Source organism: Actinomyces qiguomingii (genome assembly GCF_004102025.1).
GTDB classification, from domain to species: Bacteria; Actinomycetota; Actinomycetes; order Actinomycetales; family Actinomycetaceae; genus Actinomyces; species Actinomyces qiguomingii.
In genome coordinates this window covers 540,668-557,246 of the sequence record NZ_CP025228.1, presented here as the reverse complement: position 1 = coordinate 557,246, position 16,579 = coordinate 540,668, and the positions used below count along the sequence as shown (strand labels likewise).

General features: G+C 66.2%; 12 protein-coding genes and 1 CRISPR repeat array. Of the genes, 5 read left to right on the top strand and 7 right to left on the bottom strand.

The genetic code is table 11. The features are described 5' to 3' along the window. Nucleotides 1-170: 170 nt before the first annotated feature. The 4 genes from CWT10_RS02225 to CWT10_RS02210 all read left to right on the top strand — a co-directional run bounded on the left by CWT10_RS02225 (nt 171) and on the right by CWT10_RS02210 (nt 4,461). Nucleotides 171-734 carry a MauE/DoxX family redox-associated membrane protein gene (locus CWT10_RS02225; RefSeq protein WP_158247619.1) on the top strand — a complete coding sequence of 188 codons (564 nt, stop codon included), beginning with the start codon at nt 171-173 and terminating at the stop codon, nt 732-734. 165 nt (nt 735-899) lie between these two features. Then, nucleotides 900-1,424, top strand: coding sequence for a PadR family transcriptional regulator (locus CWT10_RS02220; RefSeq protein WP_103062696.1), 525 nt, complete (start codon nt 900-902; stop codon nt 1,422-1,424). Further along, entirely contained in the window at nt 1,421-2,242 is an 822-nt protein-coding gene (locus tag CWT10_RS02215) for an ABC transporter ATP-binding protein (protein WP_103062697.1), read from the top strand. Before CWT10_RS02220 ends, CWT10_RS02215 begins: the two co-directional genes overlap by 4 nt. After that, on the top strand, nt 2,239-4,461 hold the full coding sequence (locus CWT10_RS02210; RefSeq protein WP_103062698.1) for an FtsX-like permease family protein: 2,223 nt from the start codon (nt 2,239-2,241) through the stop codon (nt 4,459-4,461). Before CWT10_RS02215 ends, CWT10_RS02210 begins: the two co-directional genes overlap by 4 nt. 1,127 nt (nt 4,462-5,588) lie before the next feature. Next, a CRISPR array of direct repeats spans nt 5,589-5,983; the repeat unit is 37 nt; unit sequence GTCAGGAAGCACCTCGCACCTCCAGGTGCATTAAGAC. 279 nt (nt 5,984-6,262) lie between these two features. Here CWT10_RS02210 and CWT10_RS02205 read toward each other — a convergent pair. From CWT10_RS02205 to CWT10_RS02190, 4 genes are all read right to left on the bottom strand, one after another. After that, nucleotides 6,263-7,693 carry a PTS transporter subunit EIIC gene (locus tag CWT10_RS02205; RefSeq protein ID WP_103064237.1) on the bottom strand — a complete coding sequence of 477 codons (1,431 nt, stop codon included), beginning with the start codon at nt 7,691-7,693 and terminating at the stop codon, nt 6,263-6,265. Further along, nucleotides 7,693-9,165 carry a glycoside hydrolase family 1 protein gene (locus CWT10_RS02200; RefSeq protein ID WP_103064238.1) on the bottom strand — a complete coding sequence of 491 codons (1,473 nt, stop codon included), beginning with the start codon at nt 9,163-9,165 and terminating at the stop codon, nt 7,693-7,695. Before CWT10_RS02200 ends, CWT10_RS02205 begins: the two co-directional genes overlap by 1 nt. Before the next feature lie 195 nt (nt 9,166-9,360). Continuing rightward, entirely contained in the window at nt 9,361-10,239 is an 879-nt protein-coding gene (locus CWT10_RS02195) for a MurR/RpiR family transcriptional regulator (RefSeq protein ID WP_103064239.1), read from the bottom strand. Nucleotides 10,240-10,291: 52 nt separating this feature from the next. Next, a complete protein-coding gene (locus CWT10_RS02190) occupies nt 10,292-11,998 on the bottom strand; it encodes a lysine--tRNA ligase (RefSeq protein ID WP_103064267.1) in 1,707 nt (568 codons plus the stop codon). Between the two features lie 258 nt (nt 11,999-12,256). On the opposite strand from CWT10_RS02190, the gene CWT10_RS17230 reads away from it, so the two are divergent. Then, nucleotides 12,257-13,195, top strand: coding sequence for a hypothetical protein (locus tag CWT10_RS17230; RefSeq protein WP_233188380.1), 939 nt, complete (start codon nt 12,257-12,259; stop codon nt 13,193-13,195). 283 nt (nt 13,196-13,478) lie between these two features. Here CWT10_RS17230 and panD read toward each other — a convergent pair whose 3' ends face one another. The 3 genes from panD to CWT10_RS02170 form a co-directional block, all read right to left on the bottom strand. Continuing rightward, on the bottom strand, nt 13,479-13,934 hold the full coding sequence (gene panD / locus CWT10_RS02180; protein WP_103064240.1) for an aspartate 1-decarboxylase: 456 nt from the start codon (nt 13,932-13,934) through the stop codon (nt 13,479-13,481). 195 nt (nt 13,935-14,129) lie between these two features. Next, nucleotides 14,130-15,941 (bottom strand): PH domain-containing protein, encoded by a 1,812-nt coding sequence (locus tag CWT10_RS02175; RefSeq protein ID WP_103064241.1) that lies wholly within the window; start codon nt 15,939-15,941, stop codon nt 14,130-14,132. Further along, the gene (locus tag CWT10_RS02170; RefSeq protein WP_425320994.1) at nt 15,938-16,456 is read right to left on the bottom strand and encodes a PH domain-containing protein; all 519 of its coding nucleotides are present in this window, start codon (nt 16,454-16,456) and stop codon (nt 15,938-15,940) included. Before CWT10_RS02170 ends, CWT10_RS02175 begins: the two co-directional genes overlap by 4 nt. Nucleotides 16,457-16,579 lie beyond the last annotated feature (123 nt).

Sequence of the window (16,579 nt, the reverse complement as noted above, 5' to 3'; positions counted from 1 at the left end):
AAGGACTCGAAGGGGCAGAGAACCTGGGCAAGAGCCAAAGGTGACATCGCAGACGACTCCGTTGTCGAGAAGGTGGCGTCACAACAAAACGGAGTCCTGACAATCACCTCGACTTTGCTGTCGGGAGACCAGACAGGAGCACAGGTCTCCGAAAGAATGAGATGACCAGCATGGCGTGGGCATTCGGAGTCGTCAGAATTCTTGCGGGTGCGATCCTCATTGCGGCCGCGCAGGGGAAACACCGCCAGACTTTCGCGAAGAACGTCAGCGTCGTTGAAGGTTATCGCCTGGCTCCTCGATCAGTTGCGGTCGTCGTCGCCGTCACATTGCCCGCCACCGAACTGGTCCTGGGGACAGCACTGGTCCTGGGCATGTGGCCCAGAGTCGTCTCCTGGACAGGTGCCGCTTTTTACCTCATCCTCGCCGCTGCGGTCGCTCAGGCCGTCACGCGGAGACTGGCCAACGAGTGCGGCTGCTTCGGGGCGCTGCGGCAGTCGACAGTCAACTGGGCAATCGCCGGCAGGAACCTCACCATCGCGGTTCTCCTCGCCGCTGCGACGGCATGGCCCGGTGAGCCGCGGCTCGCACTAGCGGGCAACGACTTCTCCCTGATGGCCGCAACACCCCTGGCACTTATCGCCACGTGGTGGATCGGGGAATCGATCGGACAAGCGCGCAGGACACTTCACACCAGGCCCGCCGGCACTGAGCACGAGGCGTCCACCCCGCACTAGCATCGCGCATCGCCAGAAGAAGACGCCGATCTACAAGGCTGGGTGGGTAACGGCAGGTAGCTGCGTTGCCCACCCAGCAGTGCGTCACGATGCCAAGGGCGCGGAGCGCTCGTGCCGCACCTCAACTACACACCACAAGTATACCTCGCGTGTATAGTCCCGTTCATGGATACTCGCCTCACGCTCCTCGGCCTACTCGGCACCGGCCCCGGCTACGGCTACGACCTCAAAACGCACTGGGACCGCTGGTTCGCCGACACCAAGCCACTCGCCTTCGGGCAGGTCTACGCAGCTCTCGCCCGCCTACTGCGCGACGGCCTGATCATCCAGACCGGGGCAGAGGCGGGCGCCGGCCCGGAACGCAAGCGCTACGAGATCACCGCACGCGGGCGCGCCGCCGTAGAGGAGTGGATCCGCAGCCCCGAGGTCCCCTCGGACTCCATCCAGGCCGATCTGTTCGCCAAGACCATCATCGCCCTCCTGCTCGACGACGACGCCGAGCGCCTCCTGGACCTGCAGCGCGCCGCCCACACCGCCCGGATGCGCGAGATCACCCGCCGCAAGGAGAGAGCCGACCTGCACACGATCCTCATCGCCGACCACGCCCTGTACCACCTGGAGGCCGACCTGCGCTGGATCGACCTGACCGCCGCCCGCTTGAGCGAGCTGCGCCAGGAGGTCCGGGCATGAGTACAGCACCCTCAAACTCATCCTCCGCACCCGTTTCAGCCCTACCGTCTGCGGCGCCATCAGGAGCCGCTTCACCCACCACCTCACCCGCCTCGGCATCGGCGCCCGAAGTGATCATGCGGGCGCGCGGACTGAAGCTCACCTTCGGAAGCACCCGCGCCCTGCGCGGCATCGACCTCGACATCGCCGCGGGCGAGGTCCTGGCCATCACCGGCCCCTCCGGCTCGGGCAAGTCCACGCTGCTGCACGTGCTGGCGGGAGTGCTTACGCCGAACGCCGGCAACGTGCACTACGGCGGCCGCGACGTCGCCGCCCTGGGCGAGGCCGACCGCGCCCGCCTGCGCCTGGCCGAGTTCGGCTTCATCTTCCAGTTCGGTCAGCTCCTGCCGGACCTGTCGGCGCTGGACAACGTGACGCTGCCGCTGCTGCTGGCAGGCGTCTCGCGCCGGGAGGCCCTGGAACGCTCGCATACCCAACTGGCGGCCCTCGACTTGGGCGAGCACGAGCGCAAACTGCCCACCCAGCTCTCGGGCGGGCAGGCCCAACGCGTCGCCGTCGCCCGCGCCCTGGTCACCTCGCCGCGCGTCCTGTTCGCCGACGAACCCACCGGCTCCCTGGACTCCCTGGCCGCCGAGCAGACAATGAGCGCTCTGCTCGAGGCCTCCCGAGCCACGCGCTCCACGCTGGTGGTCGTCACTCACGACAGCCGCATCGCCGCCTACGCCGACCGCGAGGTGATCATCCGCGACGGGCGCGTCAGCCTCAACAACGGCCTGCTCGCCGCAGCCCGGCCCGACGGCGAGGAGCAGGTCCGATGAGCACGCTCTCCCTGACCCGCCTGGTGGTGTCCGGCGACCGCGCCTCCCGCCGCCGTCTTGCGGGAATCACGGCGGGCGTCATGATCGGCGTCGCGCTCTTCCTGCTGCTGGCCGCCGCCGGGCAGGCATTCGGGGTGCGTTCGGAGCGCTCCACCTGGACCGATCTGATGGTGACTAATCCGGAGGTGACGCAGGAGCTGGCGGCGGACACCGTCTTAACACCGGACACCGCCGCCGCCGTCGCCGGCCTAGACCACTACGAGGACCGGGTGATCACCGTCGTGCTTGTCGCCGCCACGCCGGACACCCGCGTGCGCATACCCGGCTCCGAGGTCGTGCCTCGCCCGGGCCAGTACCTCGCCTCCCCCGCCCTGGCCGAACTCATTGATGCCGTACCGGCCGACCAGTTGGGCGAGCGCTACGGCGAGCAAGTGGGAGTCCTGTCCGACGACGCCATCGAGGGGCCGGACTCCCTGGTGCTGGTGTCCGGCGTGGAGCAGTCACGCGTGCTGGAGTGGGACGGTGCGAGCGCTCCCCTAGTGGTCACCGAGTTCATCGGCTACGACTACGCCTCCGTGGCCTACCGGATCGTCGCCATCATCGGGGCGATCGCCGTGCTCGTACCGGTGCTGCTGCTGATCGCCATCGTCACCGGTCTCGGTGCGGCTCAGCGCGCCGAGCGCTTCGCCACCCTGCGGCTGATCGGCGCCACTCCCGGACGAGTAGCGCGGATCGCCGCGGCGGAGACCGGCGTGACCGCGCTTGTGGGGGCGGTGCTCGGCGTCCTCACCTACCTCGCCCTGATTCCACTGGCGGCGCGCATCGAAATCGGCTCCTCGCGGTTCTTCCCGGCGGATCTGCTCGCCACCCCGGGCGTCATCGGCGCAACCGTCGTCGCCATCCCCCTGATGGCGACGGTGGTGACCTGGTGGACGACGTTGCGGGCCGACGTCGGCCCGCTGGGCGCCTCCCGCGAACGCCGCGAACGCCCGCCGCGGCTGCGCTCCCTCCTGCCCCTGCTATTGGGCCTGGCGGGACTGACGACGGTGCGCATTCTCACCAGCGCCGTCGAATCCGGCTCGGCGTGGGCCGCCGTCATGCCCACTGGCGAACTTCTGGTGGCCTCATTCGTGCTGACCATGCTGGGACTGCTGTGGGCCGGTCCCCTGCTGACCTCATGGGCTGCTCGCCTGGCACAACGCCGCGCCCGCAACGCGGCGCAGGTGATCGGTCTGGGCAGGATGGTCCAGCATCCCCGGGCGACCTTCCGTGCCGTCGGCGGCCTTGTCGTCGCCGTGTACGCGGTGACCCTATTCGCAGTCGCCATCACCGCCGCCGCCGGCACCCCGGTGCTCAACCAGGGCAGTGGTTACCTGGCGCCGACGACGCTGTACACGCTGTCCCAGCCCGGCGCCGCAGACGCACTCGAACAGACGGCCCCGCAGATTGCACAGGTCGAGGGCGTGACCGCCGTAGCCGTCGCCCTGGACGCATCGGGCGATTCCGAGGATGCCTCCATGCGGCTGGCGCTGCGGACAGAGGAGGCCCGCGCCCTGGGCGCCTTCGACGCCGATTCACCGGGCACGGCCGAGAACTCGGAGTGGGTCAGCGTCGGCTGGGACTGGCTCCTCAACGACGTTGCGGATCCGCGGCCGTATACCGCGCCCGAGGCCGATGCCGCGGCCATGCTGCTGGTCGCGACCGATGGCGAGTCGGCCTCGGTGGAGCGCGCCCGCACCGCCATGGTGACCGCGGTGGGTGAAGGGCTGACCCACTACCCGATCTCACGCTTCGACAATGTGGTCGCCTCCGCCGCCGCCCTGGAGAATCAGTTCGCGGTCCTGGGTTACATCGGCATACTCATCGCAGCGGGGGTGTCGACGGCGGCGCTGGCGGTGTCCACCGTCTCCTCGCTGCTGGCACGACGGCGGGTACTGTCCCTGCTGCGCCTGGTCGGGATGCCCCACCGGACGCTGCGGCGGGCGGTGGCCTGGGAGATGCTGCTCCCCGTGGGCACGGTGCTGGCGCTGAGCATCGGCGCGGCGGTGTACACGGCGTGGACCGTCATCGCCGGTACCTCGTCACGGGGAGTCGGTTGGCCCGCGGGCTCCTACTACGTGGTGCTCGGCGGGTGCCTGGCGATGGTCGGCGTCGCCGCGTTGGCGAGTACGCGCGCGGCGGCCCGGATGGTCGCCTCCGCGACGGTACGGTTCGAGTAGCCCCGAGCCCGACGCCGCCGGAGCCCGCTCCTTCCTTCCGGTCTGAGCACGTGTTCGCCGAGTTCGGTCGTTATTACCGTCGAGTTCGGTCGATATGACGATCGAGTTCGGTTGGTGGGGCTGGCGGGGCGGGGGGAGTGTCCGGATTCGGCACGAACGATGCTCCCCCGCCCGACGCCGTCTACCAGGTCCGCATGGTTTCAACGAGTTTCAGGGCGTGTACTGGGTGGGGCGGGGTGTTCGTGTCGATTCTGGACACTTTGACTCCCAGGTGCTGGTCTACCGTCCTGGTGTGGTGGGCAGGCTAGGGCGTCTGGTTGTCGACCGGGGCATCCCTTGTCCGATTGGGCTGCGGATGGACCGTCTGGTTGCGGATGGACCGCCTGGTTGCGGATGGACCGTCTGGCTGCCGTTGGACTGCCTGGAACGCACTCTCAGACGGTCCATGCGCGGTAGCCCGGTCCATCCGCAGTAACGCGGTCCAAGTACGAGGCCGGTAGCCGCCTGGGTCGACGCCCACCACCGCCAGCACCCTCAAACTGGAAGAGCCGTGTTGGGGCCGGGGTCGGTGGGTTTACTACTCCGGTTGGGGCTCTACTACTCCGGTTCGGGCTCTACTACGCCACTTAGGTGTTTGTTGAAGGGCTCTGGACCGTTCAGCAGAGTCCTAAGTGGCGTACTCAACGGTGAAGTGGCGTAGTAGAGGTCCCGGCGGGGTAGGTGGGTGTTCGAGGTGGTGCTTGGCGGCGGTGCTGGCTGGGGTGCAGGTGGGTGGCGTCCGGGTGGTCGGTAGTGCTGGTTGGGTGCAGGTGGGTGGTGTCCGGGTGTGTGGCTTGTGGTTCCGGTGGGGCGCAGGTGGTTGGTGTGGTGTTGGTGGGGTGTGGCGGTGAGGTTGCGATTTGGTCTACGGTACAAAGTTTAGTGCGTTTTGACCCCGACTTTTCCGCATGACTTCGTTGAAAGTTGGTGGCTGGAGGGGTCTTGGGGGGTGTCGGTGGCGCTTGGCTTGTTTTCAACGAAAGGTGGTAGTTTTGGGGTGGTGTTAGCCGGTCTCGTGGGGTGCTTGCGGGGTCGGTGGCGATCTGGCCTCTGGAAGTGGCGGTATGACGCGGTTTCCAGAGGCAGGGGTCAGGAAGCACCTCGCACCTCCAGGTGCATTAAGACGTGCGGGGCGTGCTTGTCGCTGTTCGCCTTCATTGCTGTCAGGAAGCACCTCGCACCTCCAGGTGCATTAAGACGCGTGGGCGTGGGCGTGGGCGTGTTACGTCAGGAAGCACCTCGCACCTCCAGGTGCATTAAGACTGCCGCCGGCCACCTCAAGAGCGGTTGCCGCAATGAGTCAGGAAGCACCTCGCACCTCCAGGTGCATTAAGACAGGGGGAAGCTAGCCTGCGGAGGCCAGAGCTCCAGGGGCAGGAAGCACCTCGCACCTCCAGGTGCATTAAGACCAACAGCTCGCCCGGCTTCAGCCGCTTGATGTTGTCGGTCAGGAAGCACCTCGCACCTCCAGGTGCGTTAAGACGGAGGTGCGCCCGCCTCCCGATCGTCGAGTTCGGTTGTTGTGACGATCGAGTTCGGTTCTGTGCGGTTTTTTGGGTTTGGGAGTGGGCCGGGGGCTGGAGACCCAGTAGGGATGTAGGGCCGGTGGGGAGGAGTGTTCCCGGCGTGCGTGCCGGAACGATCTGGTGGCTTCGTGTGTCCACTGCGACGGTCACGGCCGCCGGTGGTTTCGCCACGTGTCGGGCGCCGGATGCTGGGGTGGAGTGTCGAATTTTGGGACAAGCCAAACCGGACAAGCCACTTATTCTGCCTGCGGCGTCCTCTCATTCCTTCCGGTTCCGAGCAGCCATGCCGCGGTGAAGGCGACCACCACCGAGAAGACTGCCACCCCGATCGCCCCGTAGAAGTTCGACATTGAGCCGTCGGCGGGGATATAGGCGGGCAGCGAGGCGAAGCTCGGGCTGGCGATGACGTACTGGGTGGTGCCCAGCAGGCCGGCCAGTAGCCCTCCGGCGCCACCGCCGATGACGGCGGCGATCAACGGGCGGCGCAGCGGGAACAGCACGCCGTATACGCCGGGTTCGGTGATGCCCAGCAGGCCGGTGATGCCGGCGGAGATAGCCACCGACTTCGTTTTCACCTCCCGGGATCCGATCCCCACGGCGATGCAGGCGGCGCCCACGGACACGTTCGCCGCCAGCATTCCTGCCATCACCAAAGGATCGCCGCCAATCGATTCGAACAGGGCGAAGATCACCGGGTACAGCGCATTGTTCATGCCGAAGAACACCAGGAATGGCGTCGTCGCCCCAATGACGAGCACGGCCAGCGGCGGAGCGGCCTCGTACACCGCCGTGACCCCACTCGCCAGCCAGCCGCCGAGCACGTTCCCTATCGGTCCCAGTGCCAGCAGCGTCACCGGGACCGTCACCAACATGGTCAGCAACGGTAGGAACACGGCGCGCAATGCCCCCGGAAGGAGTCGCACGAAAAAACGGTAGGCCACGCTCATGAACCAGGTGCCCAGAATGATCGGGAACACCGTGGTGTTGTAGGTGACTTGGGCTACCGGGATATCCGCGAAGGTCAGCCCCTCCGCCCCGTTGATCGTCTCGTACAGCAGTACCGTGCCGAGGAAAGCACCCAGGTAGCCATCCACGTTCAGCTTTCGTGCCGCACTGAAACCGATGAACACGGGCAGGAAGTAGAAGGCGGCCTGGTTGACGGCGTAAAAGACCTGATAGGTGCCGGAGGCGTCGGCGACGTGGAAGAAGTTCGTCAGCACGGTCAGCACGGCCCCGGTCAGGCCGCCCGCAATCAGTACGGGAATCACCGGGGAGAAGGTGCCGCCAATGAAGTCCAGGACGCCGGTCATCCTCCCACGCCGTCCCCCCTCGGCCGCCTCGGCACTCCCCGCGGACCGCTGGGCGTCCTCCGCCGCGGCCTGCTCGTCGACGGCGCCACCGGCGGACTCGAATTCGCCTAGTTGCACGAACTCGTGGTACAGGTCGGTCGCCTCCGGACCGACCACGACCTGGTACTGGCCGTTGCGCTTGACCAGGCCGAGTACCCCGTCCCTCTTCTGGATGGCGTCCTCGTCTATCTTGGACGGGTCCTTGGCCGTGAGTCGCAGGCGGGTGTAGCAGTGCGCCGCCGCCGCGATATTCGCCTCCCCTCCCATGTAGGCGATGAGGTCGCGGCTCAGTGCGATGCGGTCCTCCTTGACACCCATCAATCGCTCATCTCCTCACCCCACTGCGTCGCCCCGGAGGCGATGAATGACCGGTACCAGTAGTAGGAGTCCTTCGGAATGCGGGTCAGGGACAGCGTCGAGACGTCGTCGGTCGCCTTCTGCTCCTCATCGGTCGTGTCGATGAAAACGAAGCCGTACCGCTTCGCCATCCCATTGCCGGTGGAAAGCAGATCGGTGAAGGTCCAGGCGTTGTAGCCGAACACCTCTACCCCGTCCTCAATGGCCAGGCCGATCTGGTAGAGGTTGTCCCGGATGTAGTCCAGGCGCTGCGGGTCGTGGACCTTCCCGTCGGGGCTCTTGGACTCGTGGGCGCCGAGGCCGTTCTCGGTGATCACCATCGGCAACCGGTAATGATCCCACAGGTATCTCAGGGCGTAGCGCATCGCGACCGGGTCGATCTCCCAGTCCCAGTCCGTGTATTCGACGTAAGGATTGCGGGTGAGCGCGTACTGACCGGGGACGACCGAGAAGGTGAGTTCACCCTTCTTCCCCGACGCATTCAGCAGATACTCCTGCGACTCGGCGTCCGCCGGCGCATGCTTAGCGGTGTTAGACCGGTAGCAGTTGACCGCAAGGAAGTCGATCTTCGCCCGTTTCATCGTCTCGATGTCACCGGGGCGGATATCCGGGTCGATGTCGTGGTTGCGCCAGTAGTTGTACAGGAATGGCGAGTAGTCGCCGTAGGCGTAGGTGTCGCACCAGATCTTCTCGGTGAACTCCTCCGCGTTCATCGCCGCGATCTGGTCCTCGGGCCGGCAGGTCTCCGGGTAGATGGGGACGTAGCCGGGAACCGGCCCGATCCTGCCTCCGTCAACCAGTTCATGGCACAGGTTGACGGCTGTGGCGTGACAGAGGTTCATGATGTGGTTGATCTTCCACTTGTCACGGAACCAGTCCTCGACGCCCTTGGAAACGCCGAGCCAATCACCGTAGCAGATCTGCATGTTCTGCTCGTTGATACTGAGCCAGTACTTCACGCGGTCGCCGAAGGCCTCGAAGCAGGTGCGCACGTAGTGCGCGAAGGCGGGAATGACTTCGCGCGACCGCCAGCCGCCCAGCTCCTCCTCGACCCACAGCGGCATGTCGTAGTGGTAGAGGGTGACGATCGGCGTGATGCCGGCCGCCAACAGCTCGTCGATCAGCCGATCGTAGAAGGCGATGCCGTCGGGGTTCACCGCGCCGTCGGCGGCCGGAATGATCCTGGGCCAGGCGATCGAAAAGCGGTAGCTGGTCAACCCGCACTCCTTCATGAGGGCGACGTCCTCGGCATGGCGGTGGTAGTGGTCCGCGGTGAACTTGTTGTCCACGAACGGGGCCTTCTTCTGCGAGTTGAGGTCGATGATCGCCGGTGTGCGACCGCCCTCGGTGGTGGCGCCCTCAACCTGCCAGGCGGCGCTGGAGGCGCCGAAGAGGAAGCCCGCGGGAAAGCGGGGGTTCCAGTCATAGTGCATGAGCCATCTCCTTTGAAGCGCACTGACGTGTCGGTGCTCCGACATTAGGAGGGGCCGGCCGAGCGGCGGGGTTCATAATGTGAACCCCGCCGCCGTCTGTCCACAGCACCGGGCGGCCCGCCGTCGCACACCGCGGCAGGTCCTCTCACTGCCGCCGAAACTCCTCCCGCCACGACCGAGCGGCGAGTGCCCGCCTCAGTCGAGGACGCCGTCGTCGGGGCGCCACCCGGGTTCGAGCGAGCGCCGCACCGTCTCCGAGGCGAGGTAGCGGCGCGTGTACTGGCTGTAGACCAGATCGAAGAACACGCTCACCCCGTACTTGGAGTACACGCTCCGGCACCCCTGCAAGTCCTCCCGGCTGAGGTAGATGACGCGGTCGAACAGCCGGTCCAAACCCGCCGAACGATTTGTGGTCAGCACCACGCGCAGTGCGGGCAGCGTCCGCATCTGCTTGAAGGAGGCCTTGGCGTAATTGCCGGTAACCGACACGATGACGATCAGATCCTCCGAGGTGACTGCGTCGAGCACCGCCGGATCCCCGGAGCCCTCCGTCAGGACGTGGACCAGTTTGTCCCCGTAGAGCATGGCCTGCTGGAACTCGCGCACGCTCATGGAGGAGAAGTCGGAGGCGAGGCAGGCCACTTCGCGCGCACGGTGCAGTTCCTCCACGAACTCATGTACCCCGCGGGAGGCCGCGACGTCGCGAATGTCGGAGAGCATGCGGACAATGCGGGCCGACAGGTAGGCGTCGAATCCGGGCTCATTAGCGTAGTCGACGAAGTACCGCCAATGCAGCTGCCACTCGTAGGCGGCCGCCTTGACCCCCGTGAAGGTCTCGAAGCCGATCGCCTGGCAGAAGCGGCGAATGCTCGACCTTGAGATCGCGCATTCCTCCGCCACCTCGTACACGTTCAATCGGGGCAGCGCATCGAAGTGCTCCAGCAGGTACTTGGACAGCACATAGCCGGGCGAGCCGACCTCGGCAGCATTGAATGCGCCGAGCAGCGCGTTGAGCAGGCTGAAATGCTTGAGTGAGAAATGCTCCCCGTACTCGGGCCGATCGACCGTCAGCACATCACCATTGTGCGGCCCGGCCGCAAGACGGGCCGCATTCTACGACTCCGATTCAGCCGCGCCGCACCAGGGGGAAAGTGATGGTCTCACGGATCCCCTGCCCGGTCAGGGCCATGAGCAGCCGGTCCACGCCCATGCCCATGCCGCCGCAGGGAGGGAAGCCCTGCTCCATAGCCACCAGGAAGTCCTCGTCCAGCACCATGGCCTCAGGGTCCCCCTTGGCTGCGGCCAGCGCCTGCGCCTCGAAACGCTCGCGCTGGATGACCGGGTCGGCCAGCTCGGAGTAGGCGGTGGCGGTCTCGGTGCCGCGGATGTACAGGTCCCACTTCTCGGTCAGACCCGGACGGCAGCGGTGGTTACGCGTCAGCGGGGAGGTGTCCTCGGGGAAGTCGAAGACGAAGGTCGGCTCCCACAGGTCGTTGCCGACCGTCTCCTCGAAGATGTCCTCCACAATCTTGCCGGCCACGGCGTAGTCGTCGACCTCCAGGCCGAGCCGCTCCGCGATCCGGACCAGCTGCTCGCGCGGTGTGGCGACGGTGATCTCCTCCCCCACCGCCTCCGACACGGAGGTGTACAGGTCGAGCCGGCGCCACTGGCCGGACAGGTCGTACTCGGTGCCGTCGGCAAGGCTCACGACCTCCTCGCCCTCGCTCAGGTCGAAGGCGTCGCGGGCGGCCTGCTGCACCAGGTTCTGGGTGAGCTCGGCCATGCCGTTGTAGTCGGAGTAGGCCTCGTAGGCCTCCAGCGCCGCGAACTCCGGGGAGTGGGAGGAGTCCATGCCCTCGTTGCGGAAGATCCGGCCGATCTCGAAGACCCGGTCCACCCCGCCGACCACGGCCCGCTTGAGGTAGATCTCGGTGGCGATACGCAGGTACAACTCCATGTCGAGTGCGTTCATGTGAGTTGTGAACGGCCGGGCGGCGGCTCCACCGTGAATCACCTGCAGTATCGGCGTCTCCAGCTCGACGTAGTCGCGCCCATAGAAGTTCTCCCGCAGGCTACGCACGACGGCGGCCCTGGTGCGTACCATGTCGCGGGCGGCGGGACGGGTGAGCAGGTCCAGTTCCCGACGGCGCACCCGCTGTTCCTCCGAGAGCGTCACCGCCTCGCCGGCCTCGTTGGTCCAAGTCTTGGGTAGGGGCCGCAGCGCCTTGGAGGCGATGCGCCAGGCGGGAGTGGCAACGGCGGCATCACCCAGTTCGGCCAGGTCGGCGCTGTCCGCACCCTCACACAGCTCCGGCTCGGCAAAAATGGACAACTCGCCGCGGCGGGAGGCGCCCACATGCCCGTGGACGAACAGATGGTCACCCAGATCGACGTCGGCCTTGAAGGAAGCCAGGCTGGAATGGCCCTGTCCTGGCAGGGACTTGGCCGACAGCATCGCCTGAAGTGTCGCGCCGGCACCATCCTGCAGGGTGACAAAGCACAGACGGCCGGTGTTGCGCAGAAACACGACGCGCCCCGCGACGCCGACGACGTCCTCGGTCTCCTCGCCGGCCTGGAGGTGGCCGTAGCGCTCGCGCACAGCGGCGATGGTGGTGGTCAGCGGCACGGAAACCGGGTACGGCTCCCAACCCTCCTCGCGCAGGCGCTCGCGCTTATCAGACCTGATCCGGAACTGCTCGCCCGACGACGGGGCGCCCTGCCGGGGCTCGGACCGGGATGCGCCCGGCTCGGTGGCCTGCGGCGCGGAAGTCTGCTGGTTGTCGGGGGCTTCACTCACGCGCGCGAGTCTAACCGCTGGCCCGGCGGGGCTCATATCCGGCCGACCGCAGGCGTCACCGATGTTAGCCACCATACCTGCGACCGCATCTTTCCCTCCGGTTGAAGCTACCGTGCCGGCCGGGGCAACCACTCACCCCAACCTTTATCCGCCCCGCATCTGAGCCAAGGCCCAGCGAGCTCACTCAAACTTTCATCCACAGGTTATGCCTGCGCTCCGCCCCAGTTGGTGGGTTATCCACAGGCAGGCGCTTGGGGCTACACGACTGGGCGGGCGCGAGGTCATCATTCGTTCATGGACATCAAGCTCGAGCTACTGCTGGAACGCGTCGCGACCCTAAACGGCGCGGCGTACGACGATGAGGTCGTCCGTGGTGCGCAGGACAAGCGCGTGATCGAAGCCGCCCTCGCGGCCGAGCTGCTCTATCGCCCCATACCGAGGTTCCTAGCGATCCCGGGGACAGATCCACGCATCATCAAGTGCAGGCAGTTTCGAGCGCACCTGACCTGCGCGAGCGCTGCTGAGGTACTCGGGTACCCCATGTGGAACAAGCCCAAATCCCTGCACCTGGCGGTGCCCAATAATCGCGGAGTCCGGTCGAGCCCGCACCGCGACTTGAGCGAAGTAGTCGTACATCGGAAAACGCAGCTCACACCGATGACGGTGGACGACTTCCCCTTGGTGGTTCCCGCTGAAGTCGTAGCCTGCTGCTTGAAATGCCTTGACGAACTCGATGCCATATGTGTTGCGGACGCTGCACTCCACCGTGGCGACACCACGAAAGAGGAAGTCGCGGAGCTTCTGATCGGTCGTTACAGCACCAAGGCCAGACAACGGTTGGAACGTGCAGAACCTGCTGCACGGTCCCCTTTGGAGACTCGTACCAGGCTCGCACTACGTGACATCGACCTGTCGGTGGACACTGGAGTCATCGTCGAGGAGGTAGGGGAGGTTGACATGCTGGTCGAGGGCTGGCTGATCGTAGAAACGGATGGCTGGGAGTTCCACTCATCCAACGAGCAGTTCGCCCTTGATCGCCATCGCGACCAGGCTGCACTCGCCGCCGGCTACGTGCCCATACGGTTGACTGGACAGGATGTTGCGGCCGGAGAGGAGCGCATTCGCCGCATAGTCGCGCAGGCAATGCTGGGTGCCGCACGCTCAGTTCGCGTTGCCATTCCCCAAAACCCCGGAATCATGCGGAATCTACGCAAGGCCGCGGGGGCGCACTGAGCCTCCTGCGTGCGCCAAGACTCTCGGCGCACGCAGGAGCAACATCAGCCAGCCGCCCCAACTTTTGGGCAACCATCACTTTTCCCTGGAATCTAGCCATACTTGGACATGTCGTGCGTCATTGCCCTCGTACCTAAGCGTGCGTCGCCCCTATTTTCGACGTACACGAATCGTCGGCCGTGGCGGTCAGCAGGAGATTCGGCACCGTATGGTCAGCTGGCTGCCATCGGGAAACGATGTCAGGGCATCGGCCCGGCTTGCCCCGCCGTGAACACTGCGCAGTTCAGCCGCGCACGGCAGTCAGGGGCAGACCAGAGGATCGCAGTCCCTGCACCCGGGCCACGTCGGAGTCGGCGGGTACCTGCCCGGGCTCGGTACCGCGCTCGACAATCTGGTTATTCTCATCAACGAACACCACGTGCGGCAGATAGTTGCGGGCCTCGTCATCGCTCAGCTGGGAGTAGCCGATGAGAATCACGATGTCGCCAGGACTGACCAGGTGAGCGGCGGCGCCGTTGATGCAGATCTCTCCCGCGCCGCGCTCGCCAGGGATGACGTACGTAGAAAGGCGACTGCCGTTGGTGCAGTCGCAGATGTCTACCCGCTCGCCGGGCAGCAGGTCGGCTGCGTCTAGCAAGTCCGCGTCCACGGTGATCGAGCCGACGTAGTTCAGGTCGGCCTGCGTCACTGTGGCACGGTGAATCTTGGATGTCATCATCGTCCGAGTGCGAGTACTCATCGCTTACAAGCGTAGACGCACCGGACTCGCCCAACGCAGTGTCGTGACAGAGAAGACAGCGTGAGGAGGCCAGCGCTCCCAGGATGGGGAACAGTGCACGCCGGCACATCAGCGCCCACCACCGCCACTTCGACCGAACTCGTCGGTCATATCGACCGAACTCGATGGTCATATCGACCGAACTCGATGGTTATATCAGCCGAACTCGGTGGTGGCGCGGGCGAGCCAGCGGTCCAGGTGCTCGCGCCGGCGGCGCCGCAGCGCCCGCTCGGAAATGACGCGTTCAATGCCGGCGGCATCGTTCAGGTCCAGGTTGCTCAAGGAACGGCCGATCTCCGCGTCCACCAGGTCCAGTTGCAGTGCCGCCATATCGCACCGCCGTGCCAGCGGCCCCTGCACCAGCCGCAGCGACTGGATGCGCTCGTAGGGGATAACGCTGATGCGCCGCCACCAACGTCCCAGCCTGAGCACCACGCAGGTGTCGGTCAGGGCAATGGCCTCGCGCCGCCAGGCCAGCGGGGAGAACAGGCGTCCACGGGGGCTGATGCGTATGAAACCACGCCGGGGATCCTCAACCGCCAGGCGTTGATCACCCACACCGTCCTGGTCCTGGCCTTGCAGGGCAGATTTCAGGAAGGCATCGGGATCGGCTACACCCAGGTCGGGCACCACCAGCCACAGTGCCCGCAGGGCGGTCTCGCGCCGCCCTGCGGGCAGCAGCACATTCGCCCCGGTGTTCTCCACCCCGGAGGACTTGGCTTCGGCGGCGCTGCGCCCGGCCACGCTCACCTCCACTCGCCACCAGTCGGGCCCACGCCACAGCAAGCTCTGTCCGAGTTGCACACCATGAACCCTTCCGGGAGGGAGCGTGGAGGAGGTCTCTGTGGTCAGCCCGAAACGTGTCCGAATACCCGCGGGCGTGGCCGCGGCGCGGAAGCGCCACCCCTTGTCGAAACGGTTCCACACGTAAGCCCCCAGACCGAGCGGTATGGTCAGCATGGGCAGCACGCTGAAGAACACCGCCAGCGCCCTGGTGTCCTGGAAGGACCCGATTGTCAGCCACACCGTAACCAGCACCAGTAGGGCTAGCAGCAGTGCGGCAACGGCCAAGGCAACTCCTGAGCGCAGCGTTGAGCCGATTAGGATGCGGGTGTCGACCTCGTATAGGTCGCTCTCGCCGCCTCCGGCGCGTCCGTCCATCATCGGCTGTGCGGCCGCGGCGTCCTCGAAGCCCAGTGGCACCGACGATGTTTCCGCGGTTTTCGGCGCGCCCATGCCCTGGTTCTCCGAGCCCGCCGCCTCGCCCGACTCCTGGACGGAATCGCCACGCACTTGCGCGCCCGCCGCCAAGGACAGTATCTGATCGCGCAGAGTCTCCAATTCGCGGGTGCGCAGGAAGCCGATGGTGACGTTGGAATCACTGCCGCCGGCCACCTCCACCTTCAGCCGCCCCAGCCCGAAGACGCGGCCGAGCAGCGGGTGGATGACGTCGACGGACTGGATGCGCGGCAGACGCGCGGTGCGCAGCTGCCGGTTAAGGACCCCCGTGCGCAGGTAGACGGCGTCTGGATCGACCGCGTAGGAGCGCATCCGCCATGACAGCCACAGCCACGCGCCGCCAAGCAGCGCCACACCCAGCAATACCAGCCCCACAGTCAAGACGACCTGAGAGGTCATGCCTCCCCGAGCCTGTCTGGCGGCCGAATACACATCCCCCAGGTACTCGGCGTTCTGCCACACCAGGAAGATCACCACCGCGGTGATGACCTGCCAACCCTCAAGCAGCGGGGTGATGGGATGCACCCGGGACCACTGCGCGTCGGGCGGCAGAGAGATGCTCCGTTCCTGGGCGGTCGGGCGCCGGGCATCTAGCTGGGAGACGCCACGGGGCCAAGAATCTCCCCGACGCCGTCCGCCACCGCGGAGCCGGGCAGCGTCGCTAAGTGACTGAGCGGATTCGTTCTGCGGCATGCCGGCGTCGCCTGACGCGGCTGGAAACACGTTCACAGCCCCGCCATCCTCTGCTCACCACGGTCAGACAGGACGCGCCGCAGGTTCTCCGCCTCGGTCACGGGAAGCCCGTTGATGGTCGCATCGGTGGATGCCGACGCCGTGTGCAGTTTGACCTCCGCAATACCGAGGTGGCGGCCCAACGGTCCCTGAGAGGTGTCCACGAACTGCATGCGCCCGTAGGGGACTACGCTTATGCGGCGATACAGGATGCCCTTGCGCCACAGCAGGTGCTCATCGGCCATGGCGTAGCCCATGGCCCGCACCTGGCGGGGGATGAGCCACAGTTCCCACGCGGTGACGACGACGACCAGTGCCGTCCCGATGTGGAACCAGGGACTAGCCCATGTGCCCGCGGCCACGAAGCCGATCAGGCATGCACCGTTGAATACCAGGTTGGAGACCAGGCGTGCGGTGATCAACCGCGGGGACACGGGCCGGAAGATGATGCCGTCGGGGGCGAAGGGATCGGCCGCCCCGTCGGCGTGCAGCGGTGAGGAATGAGTCATCATGAACTCCTTGGTGGGATTTCGAGCATCGCAAAGGGGCGCAACAGACACATCCTCCTGCGGTAGGACTCCTCCTGCGGTAGGAGCCGACGACGACGCCCGTCCCCCGGTCCTGTGTTCTTTAGC

What these genes read in the sequence shown, in the direction of transcription:
- CWT10_RS02225 (WP_158247619.1), top strand. Translation starts at nt 171, where the DNA reads ATGGCGTGGGCATTCGGAGTCGTCAGAATTCTTGCGGGTGCGATCCTC.
- CWT10_RS02220 (WP_103062696.1), top strand. Translation starts at nt 900, where the DNA reads ATGGATACTCGCCTCACGCTCCTCGGCCTACTCGGCACCGGCCCCGGC.
- CWT10_RS02215 (WP_103062697.1), top strand. Translation starts at nt 1,421, where the DNA reads ATGAGTACAGCACCCTCAAACTCATCCTCCGCACCCGTTTCAGCCCTA.
- CWT10_RS02210 (WP_103062698.1), top strand. Translation starts at nt 2,239, where the DNA reads ATGAGCACGCTCTCCCTGACCCGCCTGGTGGTGTCCGGCGACCGCGCC.
- CWT10_RS02205 (WP_103064237.1), bottom strand. Translation starts at nt 7,693, where the DNA reads ATGGGTGTCAAGGAGGACCGCATCGCACTGAGCCGCGACCTCATCGCC.
- CWT10_RS02200 (WP_103064238.1), bottom strand. Translation starts at nt 9,165, where the DNA reads ATGCACTATGACTGGAACCCCCGCTTTCCCGCGGGCTTCCTCTTCGGC.
- CWT10_RS02190 (WP_103064267.1), bottom strand. Translation starts at nt 11,998, where the DNA reads ATGAGCCCCGCCGGGCCAGCGGTTAGACTCGCGCGCGTGAGTGAAGCC.
- CWT10_RS17230 (WP_233188380.1), top strand. Translation starts at nt 12,257, where the DNA reads ATGGACATCAAGCTCGAGCTACTGCTGGAACGCGTCGCGACCCTAAAC.
- panD (WP_103064240.1), bottom strand. Translation starts at nt 13,934, where the DNA reads ATGAGTACTCGCACTCGGACGATGATGACATCCAAGATTCACCGTGCC.
- CWT10_RS02170 (WP_425320994.1), bottom strand. Translation starts at nt 16,456, where the DNA reads ATGATGACTCATTCCTCACCGCTGCACGCCGACGGGGCGGCCGATCCC.